At 34.4% G+C, this 20,871-nt stretch carries 23 protein-coding genes; 1 reads left to right on the top strand and 22 read right to left on the bottom strand.

Going from position 1 to position 20,871, the window contains the following annotated elements; genetic code table 11:
- Nucleotides 1–31 precede the first annotated feature (31 nt).
- From ACQV18_RS01715 to ACQV18_RS01650, 14 genes are all read right to left on the bottom strand, one after another.
- The gene (locus tag ACQV18_RS01715) at nt 32–1,504 is read right to left on the bottom strand and encodes an FAD/NAD(P)-binding protein (protein WP_428892452.1); all 1,473 of its coding nucleotides are present in this window, start codon (nt 1,502–1,504) and stop codon (nt 32–34) included.
- 107 nt (nt 1,505–1,611) lie between these two features.
- Nucleotides 1,612–2,238: a DUF4230 domain-containing protein gene (locus ACQV18_RS01710; RefSeq protein WP_428873676.1), complete on the bottom strand. Its 627-nt coding sequence runs from the start codon at nt 2,236–2,238 to the stop codon at nt 1,612–1,614.
- Nucleotides 2,239–2,341: 103 nt separating this feature from the next.
- Nucleotides 2,342–3,403 carry a glucosaminidase domain-containing protein gene (locus ACQV18_RS01705; RefSeq protein WP_428892451.1) on the bottom strand — a complete coding sequence of 354 codons (1,062 nt, stop codon included), beginning with the start codon at nt 3,401–3,403 and terminating at the stop codon, nt 2,342–2,344.
- Nucleotides 3,400–3,630 (bottom strand): phage holin, encoded by a 231-nt coding sequence (locus tag ACQV18_RS01700; RefSeq protein WP_428873674.1) that lies wholly within the window; start codon nt 3,628–3,630, stop codon nt 3,400–3,402. The genes ACQV18_RS01705 and ACQV18_RS01700 overlap by 4 nt, the downstream gene beginning before the upstream one ends.
- A gap of 22 nt (nt 3,631–3,652) precedes the next feature.
- A complete protein-coding gene (locus ACQV18_RS01695) occupies nt 3,653–3,877 on the bottom strand; it encodes a hypothetical protein (protein ID WP_428873673.1) in 225 nt (74 codons plus the stop codon).
- Between the two features lie 64 nt (nt 3,878–3,941).
- Nucleotides 3,942–4,181 (bottom strand): DUF2922 domain-containing protein, encoded by a 240-nt coding sequence (locus tag ACQV18_RS01690; protein WP_428875851.1) that lies wholly within the window; start codon nt 4,179–4,181, stop codon nt 3,942–3,944.
- 21 nt (nt 4,182–4,202) lie between these two features.
- Complete coding sequence (locus ACQV18_RS01685) at nt 4,203–4,406, bottom strand: hypothetical protein (protein ID WP_428873671.1); 204 nt, start codon at nt 4,404–4,406, stop codon at nt 4,203–4,205.
- A gap of 66 nt (nt 4,407–4,472) precedes the next feature.
- The gene (locus ACQV18_RS01680; protein ID WP_428892450.1) at nt 4,473–5,030 is read right to left on the bottom strand and encodes a sigma-70 family RNA polymerase sigma factor; all 558 of its coding nucleotides are present in this window, start codon (nt 5,028–5,030) and stop codon (nt 4,473–4,475) included.
- A gap of 87 nt (nt 5,031–5,117) precedes the next feature.
- Nucleotides 5,118–5,294, bottom strand: coding sequence for a hypothetical protein (locus tag ACQV18_RS01675; protein ID WP_428881823.1), 177 nt, complete (start codon nt 5,292–5,294; stop codon nt 5,118–5,120).
- Between the two features lie 514 nt (nt 5,295–5,808).
- Nucleotides 5,809–6,750, bottom strand: a complete 942-nt coding sequence (locus ACQV18_RS01670; protein ID WP_428892449.1) for an excalibur calcium-binding domain-containing protein — start codon at nt 6,748–6,750, stop codon at nt 5,809–5,811.
- Between the two features lie 210 nt (nt 6,751–6,960).
- Nucleotides 6,961–8,163, bottom strand: a complete 1,203-nt coding sequence (locus tag ACQV18_RS01665) for a M20 metallopeptidase family protein (protein WP_428873662.1) — start codon at nt 8,161–8,163, stop codon at nt 6,961–6,963.
- Between the two features lie 12 nt (nt 8,164–8,175).
- Nucleotides 8,176–9,285: a M20/M25/M40 family metallo-hydrolase gene (locus ACQV18_RS01660; protein ID WP_428892448.1), complete on the bottom strand. Its 1,110-nt coding sequence runs from the start codon at nt 9,283–9,285 to the stop codon at nt 8,176–8,178.
- A 13-nt stretch (nt 9,286–9,298) separates the two neighbouring features.
- Nucleotides 9,299–9,964, bottom strand: a complete 666-nt coding sequence (locus ACQV18_RS01655; RefSeq protein ID WP_428881829.1) for a hypothetical protein — start codon at nt 9,962–9,964, stop codon at nt 9,299–9,301.
- Between the two features lie 20 nt (nt 9,965–9,984).
- On the bottom strand, nt 9,985–10,686 hold the full coding sequence (locus ACQV18_RS01650) for a DUF5058 family protein (RefSeq protein ID WP_428881830.1): 702 nt from the start codon (nt 10,684–10,686) through the stop codon (nt 9,985–9,987).
- Nucleotides 10,687–10,877: 191 nt separating this feature from the next.
- Between ACQV18_RS01650 and ACQV18_RS01645 the strand changes: the two genes are divergently transcribed.
- Complete coding sequence (locus ACQV18_RS01645) at nt 10,878–11,801, top strand: LysR family transcriptional regulator (RefSeq protein ID WP_428892447.1); 924 nt, start codon at nt 10,878–10,880, stop codon at nt 11,799–11,801.
- A gap of 64 nt (nt 11,802–11,865) precedes the next feature.
- Here ACQV18_RS01645 and galU read toward each other — a convergent pair whose 3' ends face one another.
- The 8 genes from galU to wecB form a co-directional block, all read right to left on the bottom strand.
- Nucleotides 11,866–12,744 carry a UTP--glucose-1-phosphate uridylyltransferase GalU gene (gene galU / locus ACQV18_RS01640; RefSeq protein WP_428884789.1) on the bottom strand — a complete coding sequence of 293 codons (879 nt, stop codon included), beginning with the start codon at nt 12,742–12,744 and terminating at the stop codon, nt 11,866–11,868.
- A 73-nt stretch (nt 12,745–12,817) separates the two neighbouring features.
- On the bottom strand, nt 12,818–13,984 hold the full coding sequence (locus ACQV18_RS01635) for a nucleotide sugar dehydrogenase (RefSeq protein ID WP_428892446.1): 1,167 nt from the start codon (nt 13,982–13,984) through the stop codon (nt 12,818–12,820).
- A 52-nt stretch (nt 13,985–14,036) separates the two neighbouring features.
- The gene (locus tag ACQV18_RS01630) at nt 14,037–14,936 is read right to left on the bottom strand and encodes a glycosyltransferase family 2 protein (RefSeq protein ID WP_428892445.1); all 900 of its coding nucleotides are present in this window, start codon (nt 14,934–14,936) and stop codon (nt 14,037–14,039) included.
- Nucleotides 14,937–14,938: 2 nt separating this feature from the next.
- Complete coding sequence (locus tag ACQV18_RS01625) at nt 14,939–16,351, bottom strand: lipopolysaccharide biosynthesis protein (protein WP_428892444.1); 1,413 nt, start codon at nt 16,349–16,351, stop codon at nt 14,939–14,941.
- A 9-nt stretch (nt 16,352–16,360) separates the two neighbouring features.
- Nucleotides 16,361–17,488 carry an EpsG family protein gene (locus ACQV18_RS01620; protein WP_428892443.1) on the bottom strand — a complete coding sequence of 376 codons (1,128 nt, stop codon included), beginning with the start codon at nt 17,486–17,488 and terminating at the stop codon, nt 16,361–16,363.
- Between the two features lie 13 nt (nt 17,489–17,501).
- The gene (locus tag ACQV18_RS01615) at nt 17,502–18,674 is read right to left on the bottom strand and encodes a glycosyltransferase family 4 protein (protein WP_428892442.1); all 1,173 of its coding nucleotides are present in this window, start codon (nt 18,672–18,674) and stop codon (nt 17,502–17,504) included.
- Between the two features lie 3 nt (nt 18,675–18,677).
- Nucleotides 18,678–19,748: a hypothetical protein gene (locus ACQV18_RS01610; RefSeq protein WP_428892441.1), complete on the bottom strand. Its 1,071-nt coding sequence runs from the start codon at nt 19,746–19,748 to the stop codon at nt 18,678–18,680.
- Nucleotides 19,741–20,871 (bottom strand): non-hydrolyzing UDP-N-acetylglucosamine 2-epimerase, encoded by a 1,131-nt coding sequence (gene wecB / locus ACQV18_RS01605; protein WP_428892440.1) that lies wholly within the window; start codon nt 20,869–20,871, stop codon nt 19,741–19,743. The genes ACQV18_RS01610 and wecB overlap by 8 nt, the downstream gene beginning before the upstream one ends.

The raw sequence follows: 20,871 nt of genomic DNA, 5'->3' as shown, positions 1-20,871 counted from the left end.
CTATTATACAAAAGTTCACTCTAAGTTAAAACTAAATATCCCGTGCAGATTCAAGCAAGTGTTTCACACAAGCTTCTGCTTGCTTATAGGTCAGCTTGGTATTATTGTTACCAAATTGAGTAGAGAAAATCCAATGACCTGTTAGATATAAATGCTCCAATCGGCCAAATCTTTGACTAAGAACTTGAGTATGCGGCCAATCAACAAGAATACCACCCAATGGATTTGCTTGGATAATTCCTTCTTGATACATTTGATTAATTAAAGGATCATGTTGAGCGGCTGTCTCTAAGTTTTGGTCAAAGCCGGTTGCATTGATTAAATAGCCGCTTTGATAGCGTAAGCCTTTTTGAGTGACAACGGTAAATCCTTGGGCATTCACTTCCACAGCTTTCATACCAGAAACAATCCGAATACGTCCATCTTTCAAACCTTGTAAAATAAACGCAATACTTTCAGCCGGTGTTTGACTTCTAAAATGTTCGAAAAGTCCCATAAAATCTTTAAAGAAGCGTATGCGATCTTGGGATGATAAGGCCATATTCAAGGCTGGTAGAAAGGCAGTCAACTTGCGACCATATAATTGTAAGATACTTAATCGACGGTTTTGTTGGTGGATAGCCATTAAACCTTCTCCAATGGATCCTTGACTGTATCTTTCGACTAAAGATTTCCAATCTACCCCATTGGCTTCCATATCCTCTTCAAATTGATGAAATATAGCTTCTAAAGGGATTGTTTGACCATTAGATTGGGCCAACTGCTTATCAATCCAATCTGCATTTAAGTTAAAAACCAAGTCTTCGGCATAGCGTTCAAACTTCGGTGTCGAAAAGGGCTGGTCTAAAATATAAAAAGTCACCGGATGATCAATGGTAATTGGATAGTGATCTTGTAAATAACGCATAATATCAATCCCAGTTAATCCGGATCCAATGATTCCAATTCCTTTTTGATAGTCCAAATCACTTAGAAGCTGTTCAACTGGATAAGGATGGTGAATATAGCCTTCTTGTCCCAAAAGATTATAATAATCGGCATAAGGTGGATGACCTACTGTCATTAAGACAGAATCATAAGGTCCATATTGCTTACCTTGCGCGTCATATAGGTAATAAGTCTTGGGGGATTTAATTTTCAGTTGATGAATACGCTGATTCACCACATGAATGATATCTTCTTCAAAGTATGGACTAAAATAATCCTGGATATACTCACCAAAAATAGGTCTGGGTGAAAAAATATCCCTGTGGGCATATTCGGGATAATGATCTTGTAACCACCTTAGATAGTGGTCAGCGTCTTGCCATTCAAAACCTAAATCACCGACATAGGAGTTCATTAATAATTGGTTAGAATCAGGCTCATAAGGGGAGCCTACTCCCAATTGTTTACGGTCTTCGAAAACATCCACATGATTTATCAGACCTTGGTGATTTTCTTCAAGAATTGTTTTAACGGCAGCCGCTCCAGCAACCCCTGCTCCAATAATTGCTACTTTCATAATGACCTCCATTATCTTTTTCTCAACTTCCATTATAACGAATTTGAATTCGCTTTACACTAGGAGAAAAACAAATGAAAAAAGGCCTTATTAAAAGGCCTCGTTCTCTAGCTTGCCGTTTCAATTGTTAATTGAATTTCAGGATCAATTGTTTTCAGCATATCTGTTAGCAATTTTTCAATTTGGCTTTGTGAATAATTCTGTGCTTCCTTTAATAATCCCTTAGATAAAGCTTGCTTCTCCATTTCTTTTTTTAGGTCAGATTGAAGACTCACAACATCATCCACCTTAATTGGATTAAATAGCGAACCTTCTTCATCAATGATTTCGATTGAATCATCTTCTACTTCATGCGCTAAAATTTTCGCTTGTGGGACTTTAACCACTAGGTTTTCTTCATTAGAAATGACGTCAATCTTTCCTAACTCTACCCCTGTATGAATGATACCGGAATAGGTCATCATAAACTCTGATTCAGTAAAGGGAATTTCCCAAGACTTTATCGTTTTATGCTTTTCAAATTTTCCCATATTAGTGTAGTGATATTTCATAGTGGTTAATTCCTGTGAATCTTCTAAACGATTTTTGATTAATACTAATTCTTGATCCGTTACTTGATTAGGTATGGAGTGAACAAAATGATTGAATCCGTACCAACCTATCCAAGCTACAAAAAAAAGGATGCCTACTAGTAGAAAGAAATAATTCAAGAATGTTTTAAGCGCTTGTTTCATCTATTCACCTCTTTTAAAGTTTGCCTATTTACTATCATAGCATAATCCATTCAGATAGTATCCGTCTTAAGGTGGAGAGAGGAAAAAAATGAGACTAATTCCATTAATCCGTTAGCTGGACAATTTGATAACGATAATCCCCCAAGTTGAATATTGCTTTCTTACTTGGATCGACTAAACAACTAAGCGGCAGCGCTAATTGCTGACGAAATTGCTCCATTTCTGCTCGATTATAACCGGGGCAAAGAGTATTGTTATTAACTTCCCAATGTCCTTTAACAGCAGAAGTGGGTAAGTTTAAATCTTTCATGAGTTTACGCGTGAGCCAGTCTCTAGCTTTGATTTGTTGAGGCGAATAGTCTTCTTTGGCATTAGCTTCTACGGATAGATGGACACAGAAATGATTACAATTGGCTACCCCCCAAGTCATGCGTTCTAGGTCATAATTTTGGTAAATTCGTCCTTGACTATCGATATAAAAGTGATAGCCTCCACGATCCCATCCACGTTGCTTATGCCAAAAGACCTCGTGGTCTGAAATGTGACGATTTAAAGACCGTTTCACACCTGTATAGTGCCAGACAATGGTTGTGATAGCATCAAGAGTCCTGTCTTTTGCTTGTCCACCTAGAGCTTCTGACCGCCGGTCAATAATAAGAGGCTCATCCAATTGCTTATTTAATTCCTCCACCCTATTCACTGCTAGATTATAGCTCGTAAGATCATAGCAGTTGATAATTTCAATTAACTTATCACCATAATGGGGGTCACTGGCATAAATGCCTGTTAGAGCCTTGGCTTCTTCAAAGGAATCCGCTGCTGCAATAGCGGCCTTATAGGCAACCTGCTTACGGTAGTTGGTTGAAGTGAAGAAATTAGCATGGTCTTCAATGCCTTCTTCCAGACTCTTATAAGCACGAAACTGTGAAACGACCATCTGGCCATTTGCTTCTAGTGAAGGATGGTCGACTACCTTACCCTGCCAGGGAGCAGATGATTTAATACCAAAACCATTATTGGATTTAAGATATAGCGGTGACCGTCCCCCATTGGATTCTAAAACAAATTGCGCCATCCGGGTCGCAACCGATATCGGACTTTGATATTTCTGAAAAAGTGGTGCTAAGCTAGCCATTCTTTGACTCATCCAAGCATCTTTTATCATATCAAAGCCCCCCAACCCTTAGGCGAGTTATCATTATGATGATAGTGATAAGAGGATATTTGTAAGATAGATCCTAAAAAGATGGTTAACAAATTAATCAGCCCCACCCATTGACCTCCTTGATTCAAGTGGTACAAGTCGGCCATTCCTTGTACAAAAACAGCCAAGGCTGGTAGAAAAATTAATACGAGCCATTTGCCTAAATCATAAAAACGATTAGATAACATTCTATCACCCTTTCTATTATTTTTATATCCATTGACGACTTTCTGCCGGCCACATAAAATAATCGTTTTGATCGACCTTTTGTTTAATCGTTTGTAGCTCTTGGTTAAACGCTTCTAGTTTGGCCTGCATCCAATCAATGCGTTCAATTAGATCATGCAAGGCAGTAATCAGGCCAATTAACTTAGAAATCAAGGTAATCACTGCAATAATCGCTCCAGCATAAGAACCCAAATCAATCAAATGCATGCACAACCTCCTTTTAGTAATAAGGAGCTGAGCAAACACTCAGCCCCTCTAAAATCATGCTTAACTAAGCTTCTTCATAGGCATAAACATCGGTAACATTACGCTCAACATAGCGAGCGGCAACCGGAGTCACATACATATCTACGCCCTGATCATCTTTGAATAAATCACAGTCAACTAGAGCCTGCATCACAGCTTCGGCAGTTTCTTTAGTAACTGAATCAGCTGGTTGATTAATCGTAATCTTACGCGTTTTACCCGCCGCATCTAAGAAAATCAATTCTAATACCATACTATCTTTCATCTTGTTTTCCCCTTTCCATCATTAAATAAAATTATAAGCATAAACAGCTTGAGCGGTATCGGTTGGATTAATGGTTAATTGATCGATTTGATCTTTAACCAACTGCACTTGATTGGGAGTAACCCCCTCAATCAAGCCTTGAATAGAGACATTAAAAGTCTTCTCCGTTGTCGGATTCATACCTTTAAGCGCTAAACGCCCTGATTTGTATTCTTTACTTTCCATTTTTCATTCCTCCTAGGTATTTATGTAAGCCGTACGATCTTACACCTTATACACACAATCAGATCATCAAAAACGGCAAGAAAAAGACAAGTTTTTAGATTTTTCTTTAAAGAGAGGACCGAGCTTAGCTGCAATACGCTTTTTATCATTGCGAATGGTGCGCTCAGAGATGTTACAAAGCTGGCAGATTTCACGATTACGCCATTTTCCTTGTAAAATTAAATTGAAAATCTTACGCTCTCGTTCTTTTAGATGGTCTTTAACAGTTTGTTCCAATAAAAAGATTGATTCTTTTGAGCATTCTTCTCTCAGCTCTTCGATAAGATCTGATAAAATAACAGGATCTGTCGGGGTCACTTGATAAGTGGATTGGCGCAAACGATTGAGTAGAAACCATTTTAAACCCTTACCCGCATAAGCGATAAATTGATAGCGATGATCGATACAATTTAAGGGATCGCCTTCAAACTTTTGATAAAGCCTTAACAACTCTAACCGCATCTCCTGAAGATGGTCTTGATAATCGTTATGGTGGGTAGACAATTGGTAATGATGGAGCCAGTGATGGATGAGGGGGTCAAACATAATAATGACATTAGTTAATTCTTCAGATGATTTTTTCATTAGTCTTCCTCCTTGAATTTTGACATGAAAAAAACGGGCCGAAAGCTAAGGAATATCCTTACAATCTAGCCCGTCTAGCGGTTCTGCTTAATTCTTATTTTTATTTTTATTTTTCTGAGTTACCTGCGCTTCTTGAATGGTTACACTATCGGATGGAAGAAACTGAATCTTGGTTTCAATTCCTTTGCTAACAATAACAACCGTTTTCTGTTTCAAATCGAGCTCACAGACTTTCTTGTTCCTCGAATTCCTTATTTCGAGCATCCGAATCCTCCTACTATATTCAATTGAGTCCATGTGATGACTCATAGTTTCTCATCACTTTATGCAAAACACAACTTATATGATAAATGGCTTATAACAAAACAAAATAGCAAATTAAAAGACAACTAAGCGATTCTTTTTCTTTTAGCTATAGGTAGCAGGCTCCCCCTTCCTCAGATTTATTGTTAAATGTTGATCAACAATTTGAATTATACATATTTTTAAAGCCTTTGCAATACTCTTAAGTTTAAAATTTTTAATAATTGAAATTTTTATTTAAAATAGGGCCTCTTTTTCTCACTCTAGGCCGATATCATACTCTTATTAAAATAAAAACATATATTTAAGATGATATAAGCAGAAGTGTGAAGAAAAGATAGTAGCTTTGACAATCGGTTGAAAGTTGACAAAATTTTAAAAAATTATAAAAAGTTGCTGAATAGAAAATAAAAGAGCCAATAGCTCGGATCGCTATCAGCTCTGAGGGGCAAGAGTCAAGATTTAGCGTTCAGCTTTACTCGCAACCAATACCATCATTATCTCGATCTAAGTGTGGACCATATCCAGGTTGTCCACGATAGACGGGAGCGGCTCCTGCTTGACGGGCAATGGTACAGTTCGCATAATAAACATTTTGCTCTGGGGCTGGTTCTGGTTCTGTATTAGTGTCAACAGGTTCTTTTGACACTACTGGCGCTGAAACTTCTTCCGTTTGATTAATGTATGAATTATTAGATTCTTGCGTTGGATGGGATGGGTTGTTTTTGCTCGGTAATTCAAATAAAGCATTTGCTTTTTGAGTATTATCGGTTTGAGAAACAACGACTTGACCCGTTTGTGTATTTTTAATCACTTCAGGGAATTCGGCATTGGCTAGAAACTGATTGGAGTTATCCTCCCAAACATAATAACGATTTTTGGCAGCATAGTCTTGGGATTGAACAAGAACATCTAAGTATTCATTAGCCATTTCTGCTTCTTTTGTTTGGTCGAGTTGGATCACTGAGTAGCCTTCCGTTAAGAGAATTTCTTGCACTAATATGCCATCTAACCATAGGTTCGCCACATAATCTTCTTTTTTAACCGATTCATCTTGGAGATCTTCTTTTTCAACTTCAAATAATTCTAATTCGACCTTGTCAGCATCTTTCATCAATTCTTCCAAGCGCTTTTTAGCTTCTTGGGCATAGGCTTCATCTTTTTCTTCTTCTGGTGAGAGGATATGCAGTAAGTTAAACGTCATAAGCTTATCCTTATCACTCTTTAAGCTGGCTTTCATGGTATTGGCCGAAAGAACCTTATATTTGTCCACTTCTTCAAAGTTTGATTGGTCTTCTCTTTCAGCAAAGACCACATAGCCTAACTCTTCCTCATTGACTTCTGCACTTACCCACGTATTAAAGAAAAGACCTGAAGTCAATAAGCCGACAGTGGCTGCTAGTAACCATTTTTTCATTGTATGCTCTCCCTTATAATTGATAGTTAATGTTAATAATTATAACATAAAAAAAGAGCTATTTTCTATATCAAAAGCGAAGAATCATGGTGTAAAACATCTTGTGTAAACTTAAAAATGCTCCTTGTATAGAAAAAGAGGCCCATGTCTTGTAAGATTAAGTTACGACAACTAAATCCCAAGAACATTGGAGGTCCTCTTTTAATCAATCTATTGTAAATAATCAAGGGTTGCTAAAATAAAGGCCTTAAAGGCTAAGATGAGCTTGCTTTCATCGATATCGAATTTAGAAGAATGGTGACCATGGAACTGGCCTTCAATCTCTCTTGGGTTGGCTAAAAATAAGAAAGTTGCTGGAAGCTCTTTACCATAATAGGCAAAGTCCTCAGCCCCCATTAAGGCCTCTGCTGATGGAATAATGTAATCATCGCCTAGTCCTGCTTGTAAAGCTTTAACAGTATCTAAAGTAGAGGCTTGATCGTTTACTAAGACGGGGTATTTATACTCATAAGACAGGTCAATTTTTACATCATAAGCGACTTCCAAACCTTTGGTAATCTTATTCATTCGCTGATGAACAAATGCTCTCAAATCATCATTTAAAGTCCTTACGGTGCCTTCAATGAAGACTTGATCAGGGATAATATTTTGATTAAAACCCCCTTCAATATGGGTCACAGAAACGACTACTGGATCACTGGCTTTAATATTCCGACTCTTAATGGTCTGAAAGGCCATTATCAATTCGGCAGCCACTGTAATCGGATCTTTGGAAGATTCTGGATAACCGGCATGAAAGCCAAAGCCTTTGATTATAATCTGAAAACGATCCATCGAGGCCATCATAGGACCAACACGATAAGAAATATGACCCGGAGCAATTGCTTTATCTAAATGACCGATATGAAAACCTAATACCCGTGTTACATCCGGATTTTTAAGGACACCTTCTTGAATCATTGGCTCTGCCCCTCCGGGGTATTCTTCACCGGGTTGGAAGATTAGTTTAACCTTACCTCCAAATAAATGACGGTGATGGGATAAAAAGTCAGCGACGGCTAGAAGCGTAGCCGTATGTCCATCATGGCCACAAGCATGCATATTACCGTTTCTCGAAGCAAAAGACAAGCCCGTTTCCTCTTGGATGGGTAAACCATCCATATCGGCTCGAAGTCCCATTACTCGATCATTTGGACTCCCTTCTTTGCTTCCTTCTATGACGACAGCCAAGCCATTTCCGTTGACATAATGGTCTTCAACCGAAAGACCCATTCCTATGAGTTGACTGCGAACATAATCCACTGTCTTAGGCAAATCTAAGCCTAACTCAGGAATCTGATGTAAATCACGTCTCCATTGAATGATTTTTTTTTCGTATTGATCATTTCTTTCAAATAGTTCTTTGCTTGGCATTAAACCACCTACTTAATCTTTACTTAAATAATTGATCAACGCTTTAGTCGTTAGGATCATTTCATCCGTATCTAGGTATTCTTCCGTCGTATGAACCAGCTCCATCCCCACACCGACAATGGCTGAGTTAAAACCTTCTTCGGCAAAAAAGTTGGCATCCGATCCTCCACCGATAATTTGAGGCTCTGCTTTGACACCGACTGTTTCGTAGGCTGCGACAATTTCTTTGACGAATTTGAGGTCATCTTGACTGGCAAGGGCTGGGTAGTCACGACGCGTTTCGATGGTATAGTCGTTTGTATACTGCTGGATAATGCCTTCGTAGGCTTGTAATAATTGGTCGACCTTTTCTTCTTGATGCGAGCGGATTTCACCGGTAAAGATACAAGAATCTGGCACCACATTATTAGGGAAATCAGAAGTAATTTGCGACACATTGGCGGTTGTTTCGTCATCAATCCTTAAGAGCGGCATTTGGCTAATGACTTTGCTCGCTACTTGGATGGCATTAATGCCCTTTTCTGGTTCGATCCCCGCATGGGCCTTACGCCCTCCAATGGTAATCTCAAAGCGGTAACAAGTCGGTGCTTGGTAGGCGACCTTATTGGCCTTGCCGGCATTGTCAGCTACAATTAAGTTTTTAGCAGGATTGATATGCTGGTAGACACTTTCCCAATTAATATTCCGCGCACCTAACATCCCCTGCTCTTCACCGGGAGTGACGATTACATAAATATCTTGGTGACTAATCTGATGCATAACAATGTATTCCACAGCGGTTAAAATAGCGGCCAGACCGGCCTTATCGTCCCCACCTAAGGTCGTCGTCCCATCTGAGGACCAAATATTATCTTTTTTAACGATTTTTAAGTTTTTATTGGGCTGAATCACATCGGTATGAGCATTTAGTGACACGCCCTCGCCTTCTATGTCTCCTTTAATTTTCGCAAAGATAACTGGCGAATTGCCACCGTAGGAATGCTGGCTTTCGTCAAGATGAATCTCGGCTCCAAGATTTTCAAGAAATTTAATGACATAATCTGCCATTTCTTTTTCCTCTTTAGAGGGCGAATGAATCATCAACATTTCTTCAAAAATTTCTAAATTACGTTGGCTAATCATAGTATACCTCCTATTATTTTAATAGACCTTTTTCCAATTGTTTACGCGCAAATAAAATAGTAGTAAAGATAGATGTTAAAGTAATAACAAAAGATGGATTTCCTGGAATGAACTGAACAATGTAGATCATAACGGTTGAAATCAACAGTGCAAAAAGACCGGTCTTGTATGACTTGACCATAAATTGGCCAAAGATTGCCCCATAAATGCCTGGAATGATTAGCTCAAAATACTTCGCTAAGTCGGCAGGTAAGGTAGTAATCACCGTTTGTCCTAAAATGGTCGCAAAAATCACAAAGAAAACAGCCACATAGATGGATACAGCTAAACCGATTGTCCCCATCAAAGCCCCTTCATCTGTCCCTTGCTTGTAGCCTGAGGCTTCCGATGAAATGGCTGCGGCAGGAATCTTCATATTGACCCCATTACCTGATAACATGGTTAAATATAAGCCTGATGTACCAACAATTGGGAAGTAAGTTAAAGGTTCACTCAGATAGAAAGCTCCAGAAACAGACATTTGTGAAATAGCTCCGGCGATGATGGCGGCAAAACCTGGATTATAACCAAAGACAAAGGTCATGGTTAGAGGGGGTAGTAATACGGCAATCACTCCCAAGACCATGGTTAAGCGGCCAAAATTAGTTATACTTTTGGTGAATTTTTCATAGGCTCCCATTCTTTTTCCTCCTTATAGATCTAAACAAAGAACATGCCACATAAAGCACCGGCAAACATGGCAATCGTTAGTGACCAAGACTTTAACCATTCGTATTGGTCGCTTAATTTTTGGCAGATAATCATAATCACTAAAGCCGATAAAGAAGCGACGGCGTAGGATGGATTGACATTAATTTTTACGACATTATTCATGACAAAGTAGGCAAAAGACCCTAACATGGCACCGACACTGACTGCTGGTAGTAAGGCTTTTTTACCACCGGTCATAAAATCATTGATCATGTTCATGCGATGGCCAAAGAAGAAGGTCACAATTAGCCAAGGGATAACCCCTAAAGCCGGCGTCCATAAGGCATTGGCATACACCGTTGGATCCATCATTGGAGAGAGTTCTCCGCCTGCTGCTTGCGCACCAAAGGTGGCGGCCATGGTTTCATAGTTGGTACCTCCAATAATTGACATCCGCAAGGCTGAAACTGGCGCACCTAATGAGACAATCAAGGATAAAATACTCCCTACAATCCCTAAAGCCGGTCCAATACTGGCCATGGCTGCGACTCGTAGGCCTTTTTTAACGCGCTGTTGATCCATATTTAATTCTTTGGTTGCCTTCATCGCTTTCTTTAGGATGTAGGTCCCTTGAATCAACACTAAAGCAATACCAATTCCACTAACCAGATACATCAAAGGATGGTTGGCAAATTTTAGATGGTCTGACATACAGATTCCTCCCTATTAAATTTTAAAAAAAGACTTCAACTATGATAAACTTATTGAGAACCGTTCTCTTTTAAAGATAGCGCTTACATCTTTAATTAAATTTTACCATCATCCTCTAGCAATTAAAAATAGATGATAACAATACCACCTATCCTCATTTACTTATAATCAAACTATTAGGAGCCTAGACCATGGACATTCATCATATTCAATACATTTTGGAAATCGCGAAGACAGGTTCAATCAGCAAAGCTTCTCAAAATCTTTTCGTTTCACAACCCTATTTGAGTTCAATATTAAAAAGGTTTGAAGAATCGATTGGTTTTACTATTTTCGATCGTACTCACAAAGGGGTTCAACTAACGAATGATGGCCAGCAAGTTCTTAATGATTTGGAAAAACTCGATACCCTTTATCAGTCAATTGAAACCAAATATCTAACACCGACTAATTACTTTTCTTCGCTTTCTATTTCTGCCAGGAGGTCTTCTTATATTGCTTTTGCAATCGCCAAAATGATCAACCGCCTGCAAGAGGAACATCATAACTTATCGATCAAATTTTCTGAAACAACCAACTTACAAGTCATCGAGGATGTTAATAGTGGCAATGCAGATATTGGTATTATTCGTTTTTATACGGAGAACAAGGAGCATTTTGAAAATCAATTAAAAGCGCGTTATATTGAGTGGAAGCAGCTTTCCTCCTTTCCTCGAGTCGTTCTGATTTCCCAGCAGCACCCACTGGCTAAAAAAGAGCATTTAGCGCTTAAAGACTTAGAACCCTTTACAGAAATTATCCACGGTGATTTTGAATGGGATGATTATACTGAGGCCTATTTATGGCAGAAAAAAATTAATTCCTCAAAGAAATTAATCCAAGTTTATGAGCGGGGTTCACTGCTTGACTTTATCGCCACCATTAAAGGCAGTTACACTTGGACCACAGCTACCTACCCTACCATTCTGGATAAATACAAGCTAATTGAAAAAAGCGTCTTACCGAGTCATTCGGAATGTTTAGATTATATTATTTATAAGGCGAAGCTTGAAAAATCAGTCATCCTTAAACTAGTCGAAGAGAAAATCGATGAAACGATCCAATTATTTAATTAATAAGTAGGGCGAAAATAAAAATCCCTAGAGCTAACTTCAACTCTAGGGGGTTAATCTATTCATCTTATTCTTCCAACTTCTCTCGCATATACTGACGGATTTCCTCAGCGAATTCGCGGTGGAGGGCGAAGTCAATGGTGGTCTTAATAAAGCCGATTTTCTCCCCGACGTCATAACGAATGCCTTTGAAGTCATAGGCATAGACCGGTTCGACTTGGTTTAACATTTGAATGGCATCAGTCAGTTGGATCTCTCCGCCGGCGCCGACTTGTTTCTTGGCTAGAAAGTCAAAGATTTTAGGCGTTAAAACGTATCTTCCCATAATGGCTTGGTTGGAAGGGGCTGTTCCTTGCTTGGGCTTTTCAACAAAGGTTTTAACCTTGTATAAGCGCCCATCTTGTTCCAAGGGATCAATAATACCATAGCGATGGGTTTGGTCTTGAGGGACCGTCTGGACACCGATAACGGAGGAGCCGGTTAAATCGTATTCGTCCATTAATTGTTGAATGGCTGGTTGATCTCCCTCTTCTGATACCACAATATCATCACCCAGAAGAACGGCAAAGGGCTCGTCACCAATAAAGCTTCTGGCGGTATAAATGGCATCGCCCAAACCTTTCATTTCTTTTTGGCGGATAAAGTAGACGTTCGCTAGGTTGGAAGCCTTTTGAACCGACTCTAACATAGCAATCTTCCCCTTGTTCATCAGGTCTAATTCTAACTCGGTATTCTTGTCAAAATGGTCTTCAATGGCTCGTTTCGATTTACCTGTAATGATAATAATATCCTCAATACCTGCTGCCACTGCTTCCTCTACGATATACTGAATGGTCGGCTTATCAATAATCGGTAACATTTCTTTCGGCATGGCTTTAGTAGCTGGTAGAAAACGCGTTCCATAACCAGCTGCTGGAATAATGGCTTTACGAACTTTTTGTTTCATCAGGATACATCTCCTTTCTTATTTGAATCCGTACACACTAAAAAGCATAGCAAACACACTATGCTTAGTTGTATTAGTTTTCGTTAAAGATATCGCGGGTAAATACTTTATCTAAAGCATCTTTTAATTCATCTTCTGTACGATTGGCTAAGATGATATCGGATTGTTGCTTAAATTCTGCTAAATCATTGATCACTGGACAATTCATAATAGAATCTTGCGATAAAGTCGGTTCGTAGATAATTATCTCGATCCCTTCATCTACCAATAATTTAATAATATCTTGAATGGCGGATTGTCTAAAGTTGTCCGATCCAGACTTCATTGTTAATCGGAAGACACCAACGGTCTTAGGATTTCTCTTCAAGACACTATTGGCGATATGCTGTTTACGGGTTTTGTTGGAATCGACCACTGCAGTCATCATATTTTGAGGGATGTCGCCGTAATTGGCTAATAATTGCTTGGTATCTTTGGGTAAACAATAACCCCCATAGCCAAAAGAAGGATTATTATAATGGGTTCCAATCCGAGGATCTAAACCAACCCCTTGAATAATTTGACCTGCATCCAAGCCTCTAACTTCAGCGTAAGTATCTAATTCATTAAAGTAAGACACACGCAAAGCTAAGTAAGTATTGGCAAATAGTTTAATGGCTTCGGCTTCAGTGGAATTAGTAAAAAGAACCGGTACATCCTCACTATGGGCGCCTTCTACTAAAAGATCTGCAAACTTTTTAGCCGCTTCATTATGATCACCTACTACAATACGTGAAGGATATAAATTATCATATAAGGCCTTGCCTTCTCTTAGAAATTCAGGAGAAAAGATAATAGAGTCTACGCCATATTTCTCTTTCACAGATTCCGTATATCCCACAGGAATCGTTGATTTAATGACAATCGTAGCTTGTGGATTGATGCGCAAGACATCTTCAATCACTGCTTCTACAGCCGTCGTATCAAAAGTATGGGTCTCGTCATCATAGTTCGTTGGTGTCGCAATAATCACCATTTCAGCTTCTTTATGTGCTTCTTCTGCATCGATAGTCGCTGTCAACTTTAGCTCTTGATGGGCAAAGAAATCTTCAATTTCTTTGTCCTCAATCGGTGCGATGCGCTTATTAATTAAATCAACCTTCTCTTGAATAATGTCTAGTGCTGTTACCTCATGATGTTGAGCCAATAAGACGGCAATCGATAAACCAACATACCCTGTACCTGCCACTGTGATTTTCATTATACTCTCCTTAAAATTTTATTCTGAACGATAATTTTTTTAAATTTAATAGTTATACTCTTATAATTTTATCTTTTATAGAATTAATTAAGAGCTTAGCAGTTAATGAAATGTCAATATTTAGCATCTTCAAAAAAATTATAAAAGATTTTTTTATCTTTTTACTCTTAATATGAGAAAAAAAAATTTGTCGGTAGCGATAAAGATAAATAAGTTTTGCTTTTAACGGATTTTTTCTTTTGATTAAATTAATTTCTTCTTTATAAAGTTGTAAAAATCTATACATATTGAATTCACTTTGAGTTGAGTTTGGAAAATTCGAACGATCTTCTAAATCATAGTATACGAGTACTTCATCTAAACAACCTATTTCATAGTCTTTAGAAAAAAATCTTATCATAAAAGAAACATCTTGATTTCTTTTAAGTCGTTCATCCCACCCCTCAAATTCTAAAACAACACTTTTTTTAATTAAGATTGTATTGGTATCGATAATTTGGCTGCCCGATAATTGTTCAAACATAAGATTTCCACTTCTATTAGCATATTTAATTTTATTATTACTATCTATTAAACCACAATATACTGCTTTATAGTTTTTATGATTATTTAAAAAATCAACTTGTTTACGAATTTTATCTTTGTAAAAATAATTATCATCGTCCAAAAAAGCTATTAAATCTCCTGAGCTTTTTTTAATTCCTGTATTACGAGCAACAGAACCATTCATATTAAATGAATGTTGAATATAAATAACCTTTTGATTTTCACTAAATTGTTTCATTATATTCTCGGTTTCACTTCTAAACAAACTTTCTGGATTATTATCATCAATTACTAAAACTTCTAAATTTTCATAAGACTGATTCAAAACAGAATTTATTGCTCGTGCAAGGAAGTCTGCTCTTTTATAAGTTGGTATTATAACAGATACTTTCTCTTTGAAATCCATAATTATCTCCTTTTTATAAATATCTCTTTTAATCCATAACTGATTATTTTTCTATATAATGTTAAGTCTATTAAAACTATAAATATATATATAAAAAAGCTTATTATTTGATTTGAATAAAATGTCGAAAACATAGAATAAATAAATAAAATTAGTATTAAAACACTACTTTTCCCAAAATTAAAATCTATTTTTAAAACTGAGTTAGAAAAATAGCTTCTCAAAATATAAAATATTATATAGGATATTCCAGTTGAAATCGCTGCACCTATGCCTCCCATGGTTGGTACCATTATTTGATTTAATAACAGAGCTATTATGAAAGTAATAAATGAAATTATAACCTGAAGCTTACTTCTTTTTGCTATAACTAAACCGATTACAGTAGTTTCAGATATAGTGTACATAATTGGACCAAAAATTAAAAATGGAATTAATACTTTAGCATCACGATAATTCATACCTAACAAGAAAACAATATAATCTTTAAAAAAGATTAAAGAACTACCAATAATTATCATAACAGTTACAACAGAGTCGTTGACTTTCTTAAAAAAATCGTGATCATATGGATTTTTAAAATAGAAATCTAAATAATAAGGAGACCATATCGTTGTAAAAGTATTTTGAATGATATTTAAAAAACTAACTATTGAAACTGCTGATGCAAAAATTCCAATTGTTCTTGTATCACTATAAATACTTAAAAAGAACTTATCATTTGCTTGAAACAATGATGTTAAAGCCATTGAAAAAATATAAGGAAAACCATACTTCATTAACTCATTTAAATTTATATTATTTGTACTACTTTTCCAAAATTTGAATATTTTCCTATTAATAGTAATGCTAATTATTAAACAAAAGATAGTACTTATAGTAAGGGAAATAGTAAGAGCATAACTAGATGTTATGTTTAGAAATATAAAAATGAAAACATTTATTAGATAAACTACTTTCGATAATATAGTTAAAACTGAGTAAGCCCTTGACTGATGCTCAAGTCTAACAACCATAATTGAAAAACGATACATAATAGAAAATGTGATATTTAGTAATAATAAAAAGGTATAAATTTTATCGTTTAAAAAATATGTATTAAAAAAACCAGCAAATATAAAGGATAAAAATAAAAAGATTATGACAATTATCAGTGGAAGCAGTGTACTTTTCTTTAATAATTCTCTTTTATATGCTATAGAATCATTTTCATAATAATATCTTACTAAAGACTGATCCATTCCTAAACAAAAAATCATCATTGCAACATTTGAAAAGGTTTGAAATAGTGAAAATTCTCCATATGATTCCGGATTTATTATTCTAGTTATAATTGGAGTCGTAAGGATTGTCAAAACCATACTAATAATAACTCCAAAACCTATATTAACCATTTGGCCTATTAGTTTCTTCATATTTTCTCCTTATAAATTAAAAGCTCCAGTATAATAATATACAATTATTAAATTGTATATTATTAAAATGATATAAATTAAATAATAAACATTCATCTTTCTACGATCTATATATTCTGTAATTAGTCTAGTAATTATAATGAAATTTCCTATTGAATACATTGAATTTAACCTATAAGCAAATGTGAAGGCCCCCGCACCAATTAAATAAAAATATAAAAAAGATCCAAACATCATAGAATTTAAAATTACTTTATATATGGAATTGTTACTATAAATATATATGTTCTTTTTGTTCAAAAATAAATATATAATAAGAAAATTTAGAATTGGCGAAAAATGTTCCATTAAATTTCTAGAAATAAAATGAATAAAATTTTTGTACTCATAATTTGATGTTAAATAAAGTTCAGCTTTATTAATTAACGCTAAATCAAATGTTGAATTTAGAAAATCAAAAATAAATTCTAAATTAAATATAAATCCGAATAATAAAGATATAAGACATAATATAAGAAAGGAAGTTTTTTTAAAAGAAAACTTATTTAAAAAAATATTCGTTAAAGCGGTTAATATCGCTGAAAAGTGACTAAAAATTGATAAGAAAGAGCTAATAGAAGCGAGAATATATCGTTTATTAACATATAATAAAAGTGCCCCTAAGTAAAACGTCATACCAGCAAATTGACGAATAATATCTAAAGGCCATCTAATTAAATAAATTAAGAGAAAAATAGAGAACATCTTTATTATATGGTCTTTTTCAATTTTCAAAATTATTAAATATATTATAAATAAAGGTATAAAAGCATATAATCCTAAAAATATTTGAAAGTTTCCACCTAGACTTTTTAAAATTGAGACTAAAATATAATATGTAGGTTCTATATTTAATTGACCTAAGTCTTGAATAAATAAACTAAAATTATCTATTGGATAGGTTTTTAAAAACCATCCATAATAAGTTTGCAAATCGGTACCTATTGTTCTCTGAGATGCTAAGATTGAAATTGATAATATTGAAACTAATAATATAATTTTTTTTAAGAACAGAGAAAACTTATATTCATTAACCGAAAGAAAAAAAAGTATAATAAAAATAACGCTAATTAAAAGAAATTGAAATAAAATTAACATTTACATATCACCTCTAGTTCTCTATAAGATCGATCCACTCAGAAATAATAATTTTCTTAGAAAAATTTTGAGATCTCTCATAAGCACGTTTCCCAATATTTTTTCGCAACTCAGGATTCCTTATTAGGTTTATTATTTTTTTTGAGAACTCGTCTGTATCATATTTATCTATTAAATATCCGGAATAACCTTCTGTAATAATTTCTGAAGGACCATGGGTTTTAAATGATATAACTGGTAGTCCGAAAGACATAGCTTCAGTAACAACTAATCCGAATCCTTCTATTAACGAAGGAAGGACAAAGATGTCGTTAGTTAAGTAAAATTTACTTACATCATTGGAACTTCCATGAAAAACAATAACATCAGATAATTTATTAGTATTTATATCTTTTAATAATCTGTTTTTATCAGGTCCATCTCCAACAATATTAAAGCAAACATTAGGTATTTCTTTGACAACCTTTTTAATGATATCGAATAACAATTCTAAGCCTTTAGTTTGGTAGTAAATTCTTCCTACAAATAAAATGTTTACACGGTTATCTATAGAAATGGAATTTGGACGTTTACTTTTAATAGTTAAAGGATTATAAATCCGTTTGGGGAGTACATTTAATTTTGATGAATATATTTTTTTATCTCGATCCGATAGAACAACAAGATCATCTAAATCATTTAAATAATTTATAAATGCTTTTTCAGTTTTATATAAAGGACTATCCTCTAATTCAAAATATCTTTCATAAGTATTATGAAACCACCCTATTCTTTTTAAGTTTAAATTAAGAAAAGTAAGAATTCTGGAATAAAATGGAGTCACACCTATTATTACATCGAACTTTCTATGATTAAAAAAATTTCGATATCTTTTTCTTTCTAAAATAGGAAATAATAGCATACTAATTATGTTTCCATTTAGATTTATTTTAAATTTTAAAAATGATTTAAGCAATATTCTTTCTAGTAAAAAATCATATGGTCTTCGATATAATTTATTTGTATGAATTACTTCAATATCATTATTTAGATCATATGAAATTTCATAAGTATTTTTAATTGAATTTGCTAAGATTATTGTAACCTTATATCCATTTGTCGATAATTCATTAGCTAATACAGACACTACTCTCTCTAATCCACCTTTATTATTTAAAGACCCCATTAAAAAACAAATTTTATTCATAATTCACTCCATATTTATATCAACTAAATTTTTAATTTCAGTTACTATAGCCTGCTCAAAAACATTATTTTCTTGAATAATTATATTTATAAAAATTTCACAATTTCTTATAAAATTATTTTTATCTAAATTGAATAAGTAATTTTCAATTTTTTGTGATATATCATTAAAATCAGTTATAATTAAGCCTAGACCATACTTCTTAATAATTTTTGATTGATAAGTATTACCCATTGAAATTAAAGGCTTTAGATTAAATACCGAATTGTATAGTCTGTTAGTCAATGCATAGTTATTATTGATTGAATCATTATATCGCATGACATTTATAAGATCACTTTGTTTATAAAGATAATCTTCTTGTATTTTTTCATATCTTCCGGTAAAAAATACATTTTTATATTTATTCTCTTCAACAAATTCTTTTAATAATTGTTCTTGACCACCTTCTCCGTTAAAAACTATCTTTAAATTTTCATTATTATTGGAGTGTTTAATAAACTCTTTATTTATTTCTATATCTCTTAATGAACCAATTAAAGAAACAGTTAATGGAAACGTATTTTTATTAACTGTTTTAGAATTAATATTTTCATTAAATTCTTTTATGGTTTTATTAAAATTATGATTTATGAAGATTTTTTTATGATTAAAATACTTCTTATAACCAGGGGAAGATACTGCAATAAATTTTGAACTTTTTATAGTTTTAGGTAAAAGAAATTTTATAATTGGATGGTAGTCTCTAATATCAATTATGTAATTATAAGAGTTTATCAATAAAAAAAATTGAAGAAAAAAAACTAAATGAGGACTGAAAATTATTAAAAATTTATAATTATGACTCTTCAATCTTTTTTTTATAAATCTTGAATACTTTAGATAATCTAAAAAGTTTCTCCGATATGAATTTTTACTATCTAAATATACATTCTTTGATTTTTTTTCTGTATGAGTCCTATCCCAATTTATAACATCATAATCAATTTCATATTTATTTAATATTTTTTCATAATTTTTTAGATAAGGCATCTGATTAACATTAGCAGGAGCTATTAATGCAACTTTATTCATTTGTTTTCCACACTTTTTTCTTAATATAATCTGTATAACTTATAATAACTCTTAAGATTTTCTCTGAAACATTTGGCATTGAATAATCGGCTACCAGACGTAATGTATCCTTTTTCTGAGTCTCGAGAACTTTTAACCCTTGCAAAATACGTTCTTTTTGAAGTCCTACCATCATCACTGTCCCTTCTTCCATTGCTTCAGGACGCTCATGTGCTTCGCGAATATTTAGCGCTTTAAAGCCCATGATGGAAGATTCTTCACTGATTGTGCCCGAATCACTGAGAACGGCTTTCGCATTTAGTTGAAGATTATTATAATCGGTAAAGCTCATCGGTTTCATTAGACGGACTAAGTCATGAAACTTAACATTTTTTTCTTCGATCATTTTTCTTGTTCGCGGATGAGTGGAGACTATAATAGGTAATTGGTACTTAGTTGCAACTTCATTTAAGGTTTCAACAAGGTTTAAAAAGTTTCTTTCAGAATTAATATTTTCATCCCGGTGGGCTGAAACAACAAAATATTGTCCTTTTTCTAACTTTAATTTCTTATAACTATCAGCAGCTTTAATGGCTTCCATCTTGTTAGTTAAAACTTCAAACATTGGACTTCCTGTTTTGATAATTTGGTCTGCTGGCAATCCCTCTGCTAGTAAATATTCACGCGCAATATCTGAATAGGTTAAGTTAATATCGGCAGTATGATCGACAATTTTACGATTGGTTTCTTCAGGAACCCTTTGATCAAAGCAACGGTTTCCAGCTTCCATATGAAAGATTGGAATTTGGTGACGCTTAGCTGCAATCGCACATAAACAGGAATTAGTATCTCCCAACACAAGAAAAGCATCTGGAGACTCATTACTTAATATGGGATCAATATTAGCTAATATTTGACCAATTGTTGCCATCGGCGTCTCCCCTGCTGCATTTAAGAAATAATCAGGTTTTCTAAGTCCAAAGTCTTCAAAGAACACTTCATTTAACTCATAATCATAATTTTGACCCGTATGAACCAAAATATGATCAATCGCCTCTGATTCCTCTAATTTTTGAATGACAGCTGATAGTCGAATAATTTCAGGCCTTGTTCCTACAACTGTCATCACTTTTAATCTTTTCAA

This window comes from Facklamia sp. P9177 (assembly GCF_050409585.1).
In the GTDB taxonomy this organism is placed as follows: Bacteria; Bacillota; Bacilli; order Lactobacillales; family Aerococcaceae; genus Facklamia.
This window is presented reverse-complemented; position numbering and strand designations above follow the sequence as displayed.

Excerpts from the sequence above, each read along its gene's own strand:
- ACQV18_RS01715 (WP_428892452.1), bottom strand. The coding sequence starts at position 1,504 with ATGAAAGTAGCAATTATTGGAGCAGGGGTTGCTGGAGCGGCTGCCGTT.
- ACQV18_RS01710 (WP_428873676.1), bottom strand. The coding sequence starts at position 2,238 with ATGAAACAAGCGCTTAAAACATTCTTGAATTATTTCTTTCTACTAGTA.
- ACQV18_RS01705 (WP_428892451.1), bottom strand. The coding sequence starts at position 3,403 with ATGATAAAAGATGCTTGGATGAGTCAAAGAATGGCTAGCTTAGCACCA.
- ACQV18_RS01700 (WP_428873674.1), bottom strand. The coding sequence starts at position 3,630 with ATGTTATCTAATCGTTTTTATGATTTAGGCAAATGGCTCGTATTAATT.
- ACQV18_RS01695 (WP_428873673.1), bottom strand. The coding sequence starts at position 3,877 with ATGCATTTGATTGATTTGGGTTCTTATGCTGGAGCGATTATTGCAGTG.
- ACQV18_RS01690 (WP_428875851.1), bottom strand. The coding sequence starts at position 4,181 with ATGAAAGATAGTATGGTATTAGAATTGATTTTCTTAGATGCGGCGGGT.
- ACQV18_RS01685 (WP_428873671.1), bottom strand. The coding sequence starts at position 4,406 with ATGGAAAGTAAAGAATACAAATCAGGGCGTTTAGCGCTTAAAGGTATG.
- ACQV18_RS01680 (WP_428892450.1), bottom strand. The coding sequence starts at position 5,030 with ATGAAAAAATCATCTGAAGAATTAACTAATGTCATTATTATGTTTGAC.
- ACQV18_RS01675 (WP_428881823.1), bottom strand. The coding sequence starts at position 5,294 with ATGCTCGAAATAAGGAATTCGAGGAACAAGAAAGTCTGTGAGCTCGAT.
- ACQV18_RS01670 (WP_428892449.1), bottom strand. The coding sequence starts at position 6,750 with ATGAAAAAATGGTTACTAGCAGCCACTGTCGGCTTATTGACTTCAGGT.
- ACQV18_RS01665 (WP_428873662.1), bottom strand. The coding sequence starts at position 8,163 with ATGCCAAGCAAAGAACTATTTGAAAGAAATGATCAATACGAAAAAAAA.
- ACQV18_RS01660 (WP_428892448.1), bottom strand. The coding sequence starts at position 9,285 with ATGATTAGCCAACGTAATTTAGAAATTTTTGAAGAAATGTTGATGATT.
- ACQV18_RS01655 (WP_428881829.1), bottom strand. The coding sequence starts at position 9,964 with ATGGGAGCCTATGAAAAATTCACCAAAAGTATAACTAATTTTGGCCGC.
- ACQV18_RS01650 (WP_428881830.1), bottom strand. The coding sequence starts at position 10,686 with ATGTCAGACCATCTAAAATTTGCCAACCATCCTTTGATGTATCTGGTT.
- ACQV18_RS01645 (WP_428892447.1), top strand. The coding sequence starts at position 10,878 with ATGGACATTCATCATATTCAATACATTTTGGAAATCGCGAAGACAGGT.
- galU (WP_428884789.1), bottom strand. The coding sequence starts at position 12,744 with ATGAAACAAAAAGTTCGTAAAGCCATTATTCCAGCAGCTGGTTATGGA.
- ACQV18_RS01635 (WP_428892446.1), bottom strand. The coding sequence starts at position 13,984 with ATGAAAATCACAGTGGCAGGTACAGGGTATGTTGGTTTATCGATTGCC.
- ACQV18_RS01630 (WP_428892445.1), bottom strand. The coding sequence starts at position 14,936 with ATGGATTTCAAAGAGAAAGTATCTGTTATAATACCAACTTATAAAAGA.
- ACQV18_RS01625 (WP_428892444.1), bottom strand. The coding sequence starts at position 16,351 with ATGAAGAAACTAATAGGCCAAATGGTTAATATAGGTTTTGGAGTTATT.
- ACQV18_RS01620 (WP_428892443.1), bottom strand. The coding sequence starts at position 17,488 with ATGTTAATTTTATTTCAATTTCTTTTAATTAGCGTTATTTTTATTATA.
- ACQV18_RS01615 (WP_428892442.1), bottom strand. The coding sequence starts at position 18,674 with ATGAATAAAATTTGTTTTTTAATGGGGTCTTTAAATAATAAAGGTGGA.
- ACQV18_RS01610 (WP_428892441.1), bottom strand. The coding sequence starts at position 19,748 with ATGAATAAAGTTGCATTAATAGCTCCTGCTAATGTTAATCAGATGCCT.